Annotated in this window: 10 protein-coding genes; 5 read left to right on the forward strand and 5 right to left on the reverse strand. The window is 43.4% G+C overall.

What is annotated here, in order from left to right; genetic code table 11:
- Positions 1-650: 650 nt before the first annotated feature.
- The 5 genes from A6K76_RS11945 to A6K76_RS11965 all read right to left on the reverse strand — a co-directional run bounded on the left by A6K76_RS11945 (position 651) and on the right by A6K76_RS11965 (position 9,924).
- Positions 651-2,069, reverse strand: a complete 1,419-nt coding sequence (locus A6K76_RS11945) for a transglutaminase domain-containing protein (RefSeq protein ID WP_066465374.1) — start codon at positions 2,067-2,069, stop codon at positions 651-653.
- A gap of 94 nt (positions 2,070-2,163) precedes the next feature.
- Positions 2,164-4,158, reverse strand: coding sequence for a methyl-accepting chemotaxis protein (locus tag A6K76_RS11950; RefSeq protein ID WP_066465377.1), 1,995 nt, complete (start codon positions 4,156-4,158; stop codon positions 2,164-2,166).
- A 267-nt stretch (positions 4,159-4,425) separates the two neighbouring features.
- On the reverse strand, positions 4,426-6,456 hold the full coding sequence (locus A6K76_RS11955; protein WP_066465378.1) for a methyl-accepting chemotaxis protein: 2,031 nt from the start codon (positions 6,454-6,456) through the stop codon (positions 4,426-4,428).
- 307 nt (positions 6,457-6,763) lie between these two features.
- Positions 6,764-8,506: a methyl-accepting chemotaxis protein gene (locus tag A6K76_RS11960; RefSeq protein WP_066465391.1), complete on the reverse strand. Its 1,743-nt coding sequence runs from the start codon at positions 8,504-8,506 to the stop codon at positions 6,764-6,766.
- 587 nt (positions 8,507-9,093) lie between these two features.
- Entirely contained in the window at positions 9,094-9,924 is an 831-nt protein-coding gene (locus tag A6K76_RS11965; protein ID WP_066465392.1) for a flagellin N-terminal helical domain-containing protein, read from the reverse strand.
- A gap of 591 nt (positions 9,925-10,515) precedes the next feature.
- On the opposite strand from A6K76_RS11965, the gene A6K76_RS11970 reads away from it, so the two are divergent.
- From A6K76_RS11970 to A6K76_RS11990, 5 genes are all read left to right on the forward strand, one after another.
- On the forward strand, positions 10,516-11,148 hold the full coding sequence (locus tag A6K76_RS11970) for a phosphate starvation-inducible protein PhoH (protein ID WP_066465393.1): 633 nt from the start codon (positions 10,516-10,518) through the stop codon (positions 11,146-11,148).
- The gene (locus A6K76_RS11975) at positions 11,149-11,763 is read left to right on the forward strand and encodes a hypothetical protein (protein ID WP_066465394.1); all 615 of its coding nucleotides are present in this window, start codon (positions 11,149-11,151) and stop codon (positions 11,761-11,763) included.
- Between the two features lie 328 nt (positions 11,764-12,091).
- A complete protein-coding gene (locus A6K76_RS11980) occupies positions 12,092-12,280 on the forward strand; it encodes a hypothetical protein (protein WP_066465396.1) in 189 nt (62 codons plus the stop codon).
- Between the two features lie 77 nt (positions 12,281-12,357).
- Positions 12,358-12,627: a hypothetical protein gene (locus A6K76_RS11985; RefSeq protein ID WP_066465398.1), complete on the forward strand. Its 270-nt coding sequence runs from the start codon at positions 12,358-12,360 to the stop codon at positions 12,625-12,627.
- Between the two features lie 275 nt (positions 12,628-12,902).
- On the forward strand, positions 12,903-14,534 hold the full coding sequence (locus A6K76_RS11990) for a methyl-accepting chemotaxis protein (RefSeq protein WP_066465399.1): 1,632 nt from the start codon (positions 12,903-12,905) through the stop codon (positions 14,532-14,534).
- Positions 14,535-14,605 lie beyond the last annotated feature (71 nt).

A 14,605-nucleotide genomic window follows, 5' to 3' on the forward strand; every position in this document is an offset into this window, starting at 1 on the left:
TAAGCTGAGGTTGACGCATAAAAGTCGCTTGAAACGAGAGGCGGACTCCAGCGGGAAAAGCGACAGTTTCTTTTGCGACGAGTAACCGCAGGAGCACGAGCCTCGAGACCCCGCAGTCGTGAGGAACGAACGACGAGGAGGCTTGAGCCGCGCTCGCGGAAAGCCTGCCTCGGCGTGGAAAGCAACCCCAAGTTATGATTAAGAGCCACATGAATACATACAAAAATCCGTTCAATCGTTTGCGTAACGTTGAACGGATTTCTAATTAATGTAAAACTCGTATTATATGAATTACTTCTTTCAAAATTTTTGTAAATGAAACTTCGCTTAAATCTTTTTTCATTCTTGTAACTAAAAAATTTATTGAACTTTATTGTAGATCAAGCGTGTTGATTAGCCATTAAACTGGCATTTCGCGTATGGTGGCTCGCTTTCCTGGGGCTCGGCTCAAGCCTCCGCGCCTCTCCTATGTCGAGGCTTACGGGGTCTTGAGGCACGTGCTATTCCCCAAGGAGTCTCGCCGCACGCTCCCATGCCACTACAATGCTGCATTCATGTCAGTTTTGCTACTGAAAACAACAGATTCAGCTTTATAAAAATGGCTAATCAACAGACCTGACATTATTTAACTAAAAGTGACAACTTAGATTTCACCTAATATTTAAATCCTCCCCATTCACCTTCACCCGACAGCCCTTCAACTCCTCTGGCAACGTCACGTCTAACGGCTCGGTCATGTTCAGCGGCTTGCGTCCGTTTTGCAGCGTAATCGTCACGACATCGTCAAAGGCACACACGTCAATCGTTACCGCCTTCAGTTGCTCACGAAGCATTACTGTTAAGCCCGCTTCGTCTGTAAAAGCAATTGTCCCTGCAGCTCCTTTATACTCGCCGAACCAGCTATTGCCAAAGCGCTCTAATAGCACGCGATGATCTGCCTCGTCGCACACTTCCTCCTGTTGTAGCTGCTCGTGCTGCACGCACCATTCGTCACCGTTCGTAAACTGCACGTGCACACCGCTATCCGTTCGCGTAATACGTTGCACATTTTTTTGTTGCACGCACGTCCATTCATCGGTTGCCGGTATGTACGTATAAAGCGCCTGCTCATCGACGTGATGCACGTACAATTGCCCATCGTACATGACGCATTGCTGCACGCGAATTGGCGCAATTTTCGTCGTCTGTAGCGTATGCACGTCCATTTTCATAAGATGCGCCGTCCCTTTTTGCGGGTAATATAAGTGCGCACCGTCAATCGCCGCGTCGTATATACTTTGCATCGCCGCGTAACGATCATTCGTACACGGTGGATAATGGTCTAAGTTCCACTGATGGTCGCGCTGAAACACGTCGTCTGAGCGCAAAAAGTAGCGGTAGCGAATCGACAAGTTTTGCACGCGCTTGCCGAGGTCATTCCATGTCGCGTCAATATGGTACCACTGCCCGTCAAGCTCAACCATATTCCACGCATGTCCTAGGTCGCTCTCACCGTCCGCTTTCCCGACGACGTAATGGCACGGAATGTCGACTGCTTCCATCATCTTTTGAAATAGTAACGCATACGCCATACACACCCCTTGCTTTTCGTGCATAAACGTATACACCGTAAATGGTGAGCCAGTCGTATTCATTTCGTAGTCGTATGCGCGAATAATGTAGTCGTGCACGGCGATCATTTTTTGAAGTGGCGTCATCTGCTTAGTAATGATGCGCGCTAAAATAGTATCAATTTGTGTGAGCACCCACTTTTCCTCATCGCGCGTCATGCGGTAGCGCAGCGTGAAGTCGATTTTAATGCGGTTTTTCGAGACGACTTTGTAGCGCATATTGCGGCTTGCGCAGTGCTGCGTGTAAAACGGCTGCTGCAGGTGGCATAATGCGAACGCTTCGTCGAGTAATGCCTCCATTGACGTTGGTAGCCTTCCTGTTACGTGCAGCGTAAATTGACGATCCATTCGCTGCATATGCGCCACAATTGCTGGTAGTAGTTGCTTTGCGGTAATCGTCGTCGCCTTTAAGCCGCCCGCTGCTTGAAACGCGGGAAGTGATTCAAAATAAATAGTCATATATCGTCCTCATTCGTGTTTTTTCTCATCATACAAATGTTTCATAAAAAAAGCGAGTGCGATGAGTCATAGCTCGGTCGCACTCGCTTGTTCATTAATTCGTTTTGAAAATTTTAATTTCTGCTAATAGCTCATCGACAATGCCTTCAAGTGCCTCTGCTGTTGCGGAAATTTCCTCAAGTGAGCAAAGTTGTTCTTCTGTCGCGGACGATGCTGTTGCGAGCATTTTACGTGACTTTTCAGAAATGTCCTCCACTTGACGAATATCGCGTACGACAAAGTCTCCTTCTTTCGCAATTTTTTCTGCGCGCTCGCGTACTTCTTCTAATTGCGCTGTTAAGCTATGGATAAAGTCTTTTACTTCATGGAAGCTACGTTCTGTTTTGGAGAACATATCAAGCCCTTTATTAACCGCTTGTAAACTTAGTTCCATTGATTCAACAGAGTTAGTTGACTCGCGCTGAATCGATGTAATAATGTCTTTTACTTGAACAGATGAATCGTTCGTTTGCTCTGCTAGCTTCCGAACTTCATCGGCTACAACTGCAAAGCCTTTGCCATGCTCACCTGCTCGTGCTGCTTCGATCGAGGCGTTCAGCGCAAGCAAGTTCGTTTGATCGGCAATCGACGTAATCACGTTCACGATTTCGTAAATTTCACTTGCGTAATTATTCACTGTACCGATATCTTTTGATAGCTTGTTAAATGTACCTTCAATGTTTACCATTTGCTGTTGCGTTGACACAACAATATCATGCCCTTGCTCTGTTACTTCAACTGCATGTTTCGCGTTTTGTGTTACAGAATCAGCGTTTTCAAAAATCGAATGAATATTTTCTGATACTTTTTGTAAAGAAATAACGCTCTTCGTTAACTTTGCTGCTTGCTGATTAAAACCTTCCTCTACATCGTTCATCGCAAGCGTAATTTTTTCTGACGCTTCACGACTTTCTGTTAACGTTGCCGATAACTCCTCAGACGATGCTGAAATGACCGATGTTTTATCGTGAATTTGACGAATAATTTTTGATAATAAGTCGCTCATTTTACGGAATGAACGGCTAAGTACACCAATTTCATCTTGCTTTTGAATGTTCGGTGCCATCGTTAAGTCACCTGAACTCATAATGACTGCTGCATTCGTCATTTCTTGTAACGGTTTCGTAATCGAACGAATAATGACGATTAAAAATACACCTAAAATTAAAAGTGATAACACTACAACGACAATCGTTGAGTATAAAATTGGGTTAATTGCTTCATTTACTTCATCTTCAAACATCGTACCACCAACAATCCAGCCGGTTAGCTCATTGACTGATGCGTACATACGTTTATTCGCACCTTCAAACACATAATCAAATGTCGTTTGTGGCGCACTAATTGCTTTATCTGCCCAGCTTTCGGTCGCAACATCTGTACCGCTTTCTAATGTCGGATGTGCAATAATGACTTTATTATTTGTCATTAAAAACGGATAGCCTTCTTCACCTACACGAATGTTGCTAATGAGTTCAAACAATGAATCCATACCTAAGTTTGTCGCTACGACACCGCTTCCATCTTTTAGCTGCATCGAAATCGTAATTACCCAATCCCCTGTCGAAGCCGATTGATGAGGGTTTGCAATAATTACCTCTCCAGGTGATTCCATTGCGAGCTCATACCATGCTCGTGTACGTGGGTCAAACTCAGGATCATTCATCAGCCCTAGGTCTGGATATTGAATCATATCTCCGTCTTTCGTTCCGATAAATGTCGATACGGTACCTTGTGACGTTTTAAAATATTGTTCTAAGTTGAATAAAATCGGTGACCAGTCGTCTGAACGCCAGCCCGCCTCTGTAAAACGTTCACTTAAATATTTCGTATCATTTACAATCGGTGTCACATGTTTATTAATAAACTCGTTGACCGTTTCAACACTTTGTACTTCACTTACTTTTATTTTGTTTTCAATTTCATTTTTAGCGGAGAAAAATGACACCGTCGCGACAAGCAACGTCGGCACTAATAACGCAATAAAGAAAGCAAATCCGAGTTTGTAATTAATTGATGATTTCATATATTTTTTTGCTTTTTCATTCATAAAAAGCCTCCCTTCTCATTCCCTAGTTATATTATATACTTAAAATTACAATAAAACGATACAAAACTTGACGATAACATGAAATTATTGTTAATAGAAAGTGTATTTAGGTAAAATATCTTTTAACTTTGCGCTAATACTATCGAATCATATTTTAATTTACTAAATATCATGTTTTTGTTAGCTAATTTTTTAACAACGCGCTCGTCAATATGAAGAAAAACAAGCCTCAGAAAAAAATTTCCTGCTGCTTGTTTTCATCGTGTGCTAAAATATTCGCTCAAGCGCTGCTGTTTGGCTAACGAGTCGGTCTAACATATGCGTTAAACTTTGAACGGACACATCGACGTCTTCCACCATCGACAACAATTCTTCACTATTAGCCGCATTATTTTGAATGCTTGATGTTAACGCGCTAAAAATTTCATTCTCTTGCACATTTGCATCCTTTAACTGCTCTACAAACGCTGCTAATGTTAAAATTTTCGCACGCGATTGCTCTGTGCTACGAATGAGCTGCTCGATCGACTCGCGCGCTTGCTGCATTTCTTCTTTGCTTGCATGAATCGTCTCGATTTGTTCATCGTTACTTTCTTTCGTTGCGCCAATTTCCTGTTGTAAATCAAGCAAAATCGAACTTATTTGACGTGTCGCCCCAGCGCTTTGCTCAGCAAGTTTTCGAACCTCATCGGCTACGACCGCAAAGCCTTTGCCATGTTCCCCAGCACGTGCCGCTTCAATCGATGCGTTCAGTGCAAGCAAGTTCGTATGATCGGCAATTCCTTCAATCATTTGAATGATGCCGCTAATTTGCTTTGAGCTATCAAGCAAGCCATCTACTCGCCCGCTATTTTGAATAACTTCACTTGAAATAGTATCGATTGTGTGCGATAACACATCGATCCCTTCGATGCTGCGTAACGTCGCCTCTTTCGTTTCATTTGAATAGTTCGCGAGTATTTCCGTTTCCGCTAACACTTGCTGTAACACCTCTGTATTACGACTGACATGCTGCTCTGCTTCCACGACTTGCTCGGCCTGCTCCTGCGTATTGTATGCAGTAAAGCGCACCGCCTCCGTCACTTGCTCTAGCGTATGCTTCGTTGTCTCCATTTCCTGTAAATAATCGCCTTGTGCTTGCGTCACTGCTTGTGTGTTAGCATGCACCGACTGCAAAATGACGTTGTACTGCTCATTTACCTCTGTAATAGCTTGCTGAATTTCCTTTAGCTCATGCTCATGCACTTCAATTTCTTCGCCGTCTGAACCGCGTGTACGCAGCTCGTTCGCAAACGTATGTAACGTTTTAAACTGGCGCGTCACAAGCACGGAAAGCACCGTTAGCAGTACGATTGATAGTACGACGCTAATAATGATCGTCTGTACAATCGTTTGGTCAATCGTTTCACGTATTTCAGCTAACGCCTGCTCTGTTTGCTTTGATGCGGCGAAGTACGGCGTCATATCAATAGACGCATACATAACGTAACGTAGCTCATCGTTCACGTATACAGGTGTATATACTTCTGCGAACGAGCCATCCATCGTGACGTGCGTCTCTGCACCGCCGAAAATGTCGTCGATACGCTCATTCGTCACTTGCTGCCCTTTCGTAAACGGTGGCGTGACGTCACTTGCTAAATTTTGTGTTAATACTAAGTTTGCATTATCAAATAAGTATAAGCTCTCTAGTGAATAGTCTTGCTCAAAAAACGTATTTAACATCGTTTCAATCGAGTCGACTGCAAGCGCGGATTGAATAATACCGTTCCCATTTGCGCGTGGAATTGCCGTGAACTTAAAAATTTCGCCAGTCTCCACTTTAAGCTTCATAGAAGAAGGTAAGTATGTTGATTCCCCCGTTAACAGCATGCCGTAGCCTTCCCAAATATCAAGCAAGCTTAAACCGATTGCCTCTCGCTCCGTCGTCGGCTCGATAAACACACCTCGATCATCTGATATGTATAAGTCATTCATGCCTGTTTGTTTTTTTAACGCTTCCATTTGCGCAAGTGTCAACGCACCGTGCTCATCTGCCTTTTGCAAAACATACGCCGCGTTTAGCATCGAAGCATCTATTTCAGCTTCAAGTGTCGCTACTTGCTCGGCAATTGTCGCGGTCAAACGCTTCAAGTCTCGCACAGCCGTTTCCTTCGCCTGTGCATCGAGTGCCTCCGTTGTCGTAACCGCTTCTTTTTGAATATTATTTTTCTCTACAAATAACAACAGGCTAATTAAGCTAATAAGCACCGCTGTAAAAATGACAAAAAAGCTAATCATCTTCATTTTAATGGACATCGTTATTCCCCCAATTCGTCAGTGACTTTCCTAAAAATAAAGGGTAAATCCGCTTACTAACACTCACGCCCATTTCCGCAACAATGTGCTAACACTCATGCTACATGCTAACTAAAGGCATATCGATTTGCCCTCAGTGCCGCTGCTTCAAGCTACGTCCAAATTCGCCTTTCATCATGAACTGTACATATAGAAAATCATACCAATATTACACTCTTTTTTCTATATTTTTATACATTTTTATATGTTATATTACAAAAAAAGGGATGTATCGACGTCTTTTGACCGTCCATACATCCCTTTTTTGCTACTTTACGCGGAATTGCTGAACCGCTTCTTGCAGCATTAATAAATCATCCGTTAAAGCGTTCGACGCATCGGTAATGACCGCTACTGCACGTTGCTGCTCATCAACTGATGCGTTCACTTCCTGCACCATACCTGTATGATGCTGGCTAATTTCTGCAATGCTATGAATCGTCGTTGCGAAATTTTGCTGCGTTTGCTGGAGTGTGCCGATCGTTTGTGCAATATGTGACATTGCATCGGCTACATGGTGCAACGCTTCCTCAACGTCATAAAACGACTTCTCTGTCGTACGCACGGCATGCTGCTGCTGGGCAACGACATTAACTGTTGCGTGCATTTTTGTCGTCACAGATTCCGTATGCTCGCTAATATTTTCAAGCGTTTGCTGTGCGAGCTGTGTCGCGCTGTTCGTTTCGTCCGCAAGCTTTCGTACTTCCTCTGCTACGACTGCGAAGCCTTTGCCATGCTCCCCAGCACGTGCCGCTTCAATCGATGCATTAAGCGCGAGTAAATTCGTTTGCGCAGAAATCATCGTAATGCTGCCGACGATGACATCGACTTGCTGCACTTTTTGCTGTAATGCCTCAATTGTTGCTCGCATATCATCTACTTGCGACACAGTTGTCGTTGATAAACGCTCTAACTCTTCAACGTTTTGGCGACCTTCCTCACTTGATGCTTGCATAACGTGTGCATTCGTTGCCATCACTTCATTTTGCTGCTGAAGCGTTTCGATTTGTGCGCTCAGTACATCGGTCATATGACGTGCCTCATCCGTTTGCTCTGCTTGACGCATCGTTCCTTTTGCGACTTCATCAGCAGCGTATAAAATATCATCACCGTATGCTGTCGTCTCCTCTGCAACGGCTAATAAATTGGCTGATGCACCTTGAATTGTCGTCGTCGTGTCATTCACCCCTGAAATAACGACTTTTAAATGCTGCACCATATGACTAAAGTGGCGCGTCAATGCACCAACCTCATCTTTACGAGTCGTTTCCTCAAATGTGCTTGTTAAGTCGCCCTCTGCTACGCGGCGTGCATCAACCATTAGCTTGCGAAGCGGCACAGCAATATGATTCGCAAACAACATAACGGCCCCTACACAAATGATCGATGTAATGACAATTGTAATAAACATCGTTTTTAATACCGTATTCGCTGGTGCGTTAAAATCTTGTAAATAAGAGCCCGACACAATAACCCAATCCCACGGCTCAAATGTAACGGAATACGTCAGCTTTTCCGCTTCTCCAGTGCCATCTGGTAATGCAAAATCATAATACGTAAACGCTCCACCTTTATTTGCTGCATCGATGACATCCCGAATGAAATAATCCCCATTTTCATCTTTATCATCCCATAGTGAATCGCCTTCACGGTTAACATGCCCAACGAGTATGCCATTCGCATCAAGTATGTACAAGTAGCCATATTCCCCTAAATCGACTTTATTTGTCAATTGACGTGTTCCGTCATCCTGTAACGGTCCAATGAGCTTTTCTTTTAAATGCTCCTGCCCTTCTTCTTTCGTTAAATTCCCATTTTCTACTTCGCTATATACTTGTTCGACTAACTGCATCGCATCATGTACGCTATTTTGAATAAGCTGTTCCCCAACAGCATTCAAACTGCCCTTTGCTTCCATATAACTAAATACGCCTACCGTAATTGTCGGAACAAACAATAGCAACAATGAAAACAGTAGTAATTTCCCCTTTATTGAGCTAAAAATTCGCATTCAATCACCCCTTCTTGTACCACAACAGTTTTAATACTAGTTCAACATTAGTACAAAAAAATAAATTAAACAATACTTTCAACTTACTTTCCTATAACAAATATACTTTCCATAAACTTATTTTATTAAAAATCGCTTCATTTTTTTGATAAAAAACAGCAGGTCTGTTGATACGCCACTTTTATACAGCTGAATTATTGTTTTCAGTAGCAAGACTGAAATGAATGCTGCATTATAGTGGCCGCAATACGCGAAATGCCAATTGAATGGCGTATCAACACGCTTGAAAAAGCAGTTCACTATAACTTAAAGTTAATCCGATTTGTTAATTAGCCTTTCTTATACTATGAAATCCATTGTTTTCAGCATCAAAACAGAGGGAATGCTACATGTTAATTGCAGCGCGCGCGGCGAACTATAATAAGTTCCTTGCCAATTTACCGGCTAATGAATGCGAGTAGAGCCCAAATCGCAAAAGCTTTTTCACACCTCTTTGTCAGCAAACAATAAAAAAATACGAGTGGCAGTGATTTAAAGCGATTATGTACATCACTTCAATCACCACACCACTCGCATCAAGTCGTCTCTTATCGTAGTAAATGTAATACGTTAGACGCCGACTGCATTTGCATGCTCATGACAGATGTTGCTGCTTGCTGCTTAATACGTTCTTGCGTAATTGTCATCATTTCTTTGGCAATGTCCGCATCATGAATTTGTGTGTAGGCACTCGTTAAGTTTTCCCCAGTATTCATTGTTACATTGTATGCATGCTCTAGTCGATTCGTGTACGCTCCAATTTTGGAACGCTCATGTGACACCGTGTTTAGCACGCGATCCATTACCCCAATCATCGCATCAGAGCTTTCTTGTGTTAACAAATGTAAATCAGTACGTTCACTATTTGAGCCGAGAATCGATTGCCAGCTCATGTCGCCTAAAAAAACATCAATCGATTGCCCGCTATTTGCTCCAATGTGTAGACGAAGCGGGCTATCTTTATAATCCCCATTCAATAGCGTACGTGTATTAAACTCCGTCGTTCCCGCAATGCGATCAATTTCCTTTACAAGTTCCTGAAATTGATTGTTTAATGCGTTCCGTTCTTGTGGCGTATTCGTATCATTAGCTGACTGCACCGCGAGCTCGCGCATTTTTTGTACAATGGAATGCGTTTCATTGAGCGCACCTTCTGCAACGTTTAACATCGACACACCGTCTTGCGTATTTTTCGCCGCCATGTTCAAGCCGTTCATTTGACCGAGTAGCTTTTCTGAAATCGCTAAGCCAGCTGCGTCATCTGCTGCACGGTTAATACGATTACCGCTTGCAATACGCTCCATCGCTCGGTCGGTCACTTTGTAGCTTTTGTTTAAATTCGTTAAAATCGATGACGTTGCCTTTAAACTTCCTAGCACAACGACCACCTCCTTTCATTACATATTTTTGTATTTATATCGGCAATTTTTTCTCTTTTTTTACATTTACTTGTCATTTTAAAGTAAATGCCCTTCGACTGTCGTGCCAATGCGCTGTTTTGCTTTTGTATGCATGCGAGCCAAGCGTGTTGATTAGCAAGTTCATTGACAAGAGCGTATTAAAGCATTTTAGCTGTTCTCCAAGAAGTCTCGCCGCACGCCCCACTAATACGCAGCATAATTTCCACCTTATTAGTTCATCACCGCAAGCTAAAGTTAGTTGCTTGTAACATTAGAAAAATTTATATATCCATTCGCAAATATTAAGTTCGTTTGCACCTGAAATCGCTTGTTTTTGTCACGCATTCAACTATAATTGAAAATGATTTTCAGTTTCAACCGAAAGATCAAACGTGTTGATTGACCATTAAACTGGCATTTCGCGTATTGCGGCTCGTTTTCCTAGGGCTCACCGCACACTCCATGCCACTAAGCTGCATTCATTTCTAAAACAACCAATTCAGCTGTATAAAAGTGGCGTTTTAACAGACTTGCCGAAATATATGTAAACAAAATTAAAGGAGCTTATTTATGACTGCATTACACATTTTAAAGCTAGACCCTGGGCATGCGTTTAGCCGAGATGGTCGCGCCATGTCTGCCGATAACCGCGGCAATGAATACATAACGGTGCTTGACCAATACGCATTCGGAGAGGCAGACGTATCTCATTACAACGTATTATTAATTACAGATTTCATCGATCAAGAATATTTATATAAAGAGCGTGCAAAAATTGCCGACTTTTTAGAGGCCGGCAACATCGTCGTAAGCTGCACGCACATTTTCCGTCCGTGGCTGCCAGGTGTGAACCTATTTATGCCAAAGGAAATTCGCCGCTTCGAAGATTACAGCGTCACGATTGATGAACAGAGTGCCATTTTCGGCGGCGTAAAGCAAGAAGAATTAACGGTGCGTAAAGGCGTTGCGGGCTTTTTCGCACGCGGCTTCCATCCCGTTCACCGAGACGATGTCGAAGTGCACATTCGCTTTACAGACGGCACGCCAATTACATACGTGGACCGCACGACGACGAACGGCACGATTTTCGTTCATACGTCGCGTGACATTTTCACGTACGCAACAGGAAATAACACATCAAAGCTTGTCGCACCTCGCATGTACGACTGGCTAAAACGTGAGCTACAAAAGGAGAACGTTTAAATGAGAAACATCGCCGTATTATATAGCGGACATGCCGCACATTACCGTACATTTACCGAGCCGAAATTTGCGCAATACATTCAGCAACTCATTTACATTCGTGACTTTGACGAGGCGATGCTTGCGGACGTGGACGTATTAGTCGTACCGTCGCAGCTGCATTTGCCGACGTTTTTAACGATCGTTCCTGCTATTCATCGCTTCGCTGACCGCGGTGGCGTTGTCGTCGCATTCGGTCCACAGCCCGAAAACTGGATTCCAAATCAAAACTGGGAGCTGCGCGAGACGAACTTTTGGTGGTGGCTTGAAGCAGGTGCAGATTCTGGCTTACGTTTAGTTGCACCAGAACACCCTGTATTTAAAGACGGCTTTTTAAACATCGCCGCTTGCACATGGCATCAGCACGGCGTCTTCCATTTACAAGACGGCATGACGTCACTTATTGATATGAAAGACGGCGGCTCGCTATTGTACGTGGACGACGTGAGCACGAATGGCACGTGGATTGTGACGACGCTCGACCCAGATTTCCACTTCGGCTCTTACTTTATGCCAGCGACCGAGAAATTTTTAGAAGGCTTCTTCCCTTGGATTGCTTCAGGTAAGCTTGTGTAAACAGCGTATTATTTAGTTCATCACCGTAAACTGGAGTTAGTTGCTTGGACAGACCGCTCAGTCGTGACGAAGAGGCTTGAGGAAGATAGCGATCACTCGATATGCTAGAATCCAGATAATCTGAAAAGCGACTGTATTTCGTGTGATCGTTTTGTTTCGGTAGACGCTTTTCGCCGGCACGTCAGAACATACCTTGCGCACCGTTCAATCGATATCGAGCATCGTCCGCACGTACAAAGCAACGATAAGTTATAGTGAAGAGCCTAATATTTAGAATTGTTCAACTTCTTATGCTATACTGAACGTATACATATTGGGAGGTTTTACGATGCAAACGTTCAAAATTTACGTAACAAATATTACTGAAGCATTATCGGTGCTACAACAAGCTAATATTTCTGCAAAAAATGGCGGTACTTTTGTAGAAGTAGAAATTGACCCAACAAAGCAAACCGAAACGATTTTATTATTGAACAAAGGAAACATCGTCGTTTACGATATCGAAGCGGCAAGCTAATACTGTAATCGGATGTGTGACTGTCGAAGCGGACAATCGCACATCCTTTTTCAATGCATTTATTGGAGGTGACCTATATGGAGGAAAAACGACCGTGGTATTTTTCTGAATCTTTTTTCATCGTTTTATTTTTTGCGTTACCACCCGTTGCGCTCATTTACTTTCTCATCATTCGCAACAAGGTGAGCGTTAAGTTTGAACTGTTTATGGCGGCGCTGCTAACGGTTTTTTGGGCATTTCGCTTGTTCGTACCGCTCACACCGACGCAAACGTATATCGGTGTAGCGATCGTCATTTTATTGCCGTTTGCGTTTATTTTAATAACGCGAACGAATCGAACTGAATAAGTAAAAAAGTGGTATCAGAAACGTTCGCCTGATACCACTTTTTTCATTCATTATACATAAAATTTTTCCGTTTGCTGGCGCAGTTCTTCCGCAACATTATGAAGCTCATCGACCATTTGTTTCACTGCATCAATTCATCGCAAGCATCATGCAACACCAATGCGCCTTCTATGTCCATAATCGTGTTTTCATAAAACGAGCGACAAGCATGCTTCATGTTTTAATTAGCATATAAAAAGGGAATGACATAGAAGAAATAAAGGGGGCGCTTCATTATGTCAGTTAGTCGAAAAATTAATCAAGCATTTGTTTTTCTCATCGTTTTAATGATCATCTCACTCATTGCTACAATTTATCAGCTGAACGTGTTAAGCGATGAAATGCACAACGCATCAAATAGCGAAAACGACCGCATAACAGAGGCATATACAGTTGAAACTGCTGCCATTGCACAAGGAGCGGCACTGCGATCCTATGCGTTAGCACCATCTGAAATTACCGAAAGAGCCGTTGTCGACGCGCAAAATGCGTTACGCTCAGCAATGCAGCAACTAGCAGAAACTAGCGATGCCAACTTAAACGACGTTAAACGCACAGTCGATGCATTACTCGCTGAAGCAACGACGACTGAAAGCATCACAACCGAGTACGATGCGCAGCTTAATCAATTATTAGACGCGTTAAAGCCGGTCATCAGCTTTCACGACGCACAAAAAAACGATAGCTTAGCCGCCGCTTCGTCAATCGTCACATCATCAAAAATATTCTCATGCATTTCGATTCTCATTACAATTGCGGTTTGTGTGCTGCTCATTTTTATGGTACGTCGCATTATTACGAAGCCATTAAAACAAGTCGTGTTCATTGCCGAGCGCATTGCAGACGGGCATTTATCTGATGCACCACTTACACATAACACGAACGACGAAATCGGTCAGCTTACCGTCGCGTTTAATAAAATGAAAGACAACTTGCATGACATCATTTACGGTGTGCAACAAAATACGGAACAGCTCACACGTTCAGCTCATACGCTCGCAACGAACACGAGTGAAATTACGAGCGCAACGCAGGCGATGAGCAGCCATGTGCATGCAACAGCTCACGTTACGACAGCCGCTGCAGAAAAAGCGATGAGCAGTGTGTCATTCCTCGCAGAAACGACGGTCGGCATTGAAAAAATTGCTGAGGCGACAAATACACTTCATAGCAACACGCTCGCGATGGCAACGAACGCACAGTACGGCATTAATACCGTCGTTAGCGCACAGCAGCAAATGAATGTCATTCACGATTCAACGCAGCTCATTGCGAATTTAACCGAAAAGCTCAACAAGCAGTCACAAGAAATTGGTAACATTACACGTGTCATTACAGAAATTACGGATCAGACGAACTTGCTTGCATTAAACGCAGCAATTGAAGCAGCACGGGCCGGCGAATTCGGCAAAGGTTTCGCAGTCGTTGCCGATGAAGTACGTAAGCTAGCTGAGCAGTCAAAGGCATCGGCTGAGCAAATTGTATCGCTGACCGTTGAAATTCAATCTGACACAGCAAATGTCGCACAAGCAGTCGCAAATGGCTTGCAATCGGTAAACGACGGCGTTTCAATCATTCACGACGCAGGTAATGCATTTACACATATTACCGATGCCATTACTGATATTACGGAGCAAGTCGAGGATATTTCGGCGACGTCTCAGCAAATTCATGCTAACTCTTCTAGCATCGGCACTGCCGTTCATGCGATCATGACCGGTGCTTCGCAAGCATCCGTTGACTTTGAGCAAATCGCCTCAACGGTTTCCCAGCAAGCTGCTTCAATTGAAGAAGTGCGCGATGTCGCAAATGAAGTAAATAGCTCGACGCTCGAACTGCAACAACGCATTGCGAAGTTTTCATTATAAAAAAGGAGCGGCTCGCAAATTGTGAGCCTAATATGGTACCTGTGGAGTGGACACTTGAAAAAGAGTGTGCA

It is taken from the genome of Caryophanon latum (assembly GCF_001700325.1).
Classification (GTDB): domain Bacteria; phylum Bacillota; class Bacilli; order Bacillales_A; family Planococcaceae; genus Caryophanon; species Caryophanon latum.

Coding starts and splice junctions, on each gene's coding strand:
- A6K76_RS11945 (WP_066465374.1), bottom strand. CDS start 2,069: ATGACTATTTATTTTGAATCACTTCCCGCGTTTCAAGCAGCGGGCGGC.
- A6K76_RS11950 (WP_066465377.1), bottom strand. CDS start 4,158: ATGAATGAAAAAGCAAAAAAATATATGAAATCATCAATTAATTACAAA.
- A6K76_RS11955 (WP_066465378.1), bottom strand. CDS start 6,456: ATGTCCATTAAAATGAAGATGATTAGCTTTTTTGTCATTTTTACAGCG.
- A6K76_RS11960 (WP_066465391.1), bottom strand. CDS start 8,506: ATGCGAATTTTTAGCTCAATAAAGGGGAAATTACTACTGTTTTCATTG.
- A6K76_RS11970 (WP_066465393.1), top strand. CDS start 10,516: ATGACTGCATTACACATTTTAAAGCTAGACCCTGGGCATGCGTTTAGC.
- A6K76_RS11975 (WP_066465394.1), top strand. CDS start 11,149: ATGAGAAACATCGCCGTATTATATAGCGGACATGCCGCACATTACCGT.
- A6K76_RS11980 (WP_066465396.1), top strand. CDS start 12,092: ATGCAAACGTTCAAAATTTACGTAACAAATATTACTGAAGCATTATCG.
- A6K76_RS11985 (WP_066465398.1), top strand. CDS start 12,358: ATGGAGGAAAAACGACCGTGGTATTTTTCTGAATCTTTTTTCATCGTT.
- A6K76_RS11990 (WP_066465399.1), top strand. CDS start 12,903: ATGTCAGTTAGTCGAAAAATTAATCAAGCATTTGTTTTTCTCATCGTT.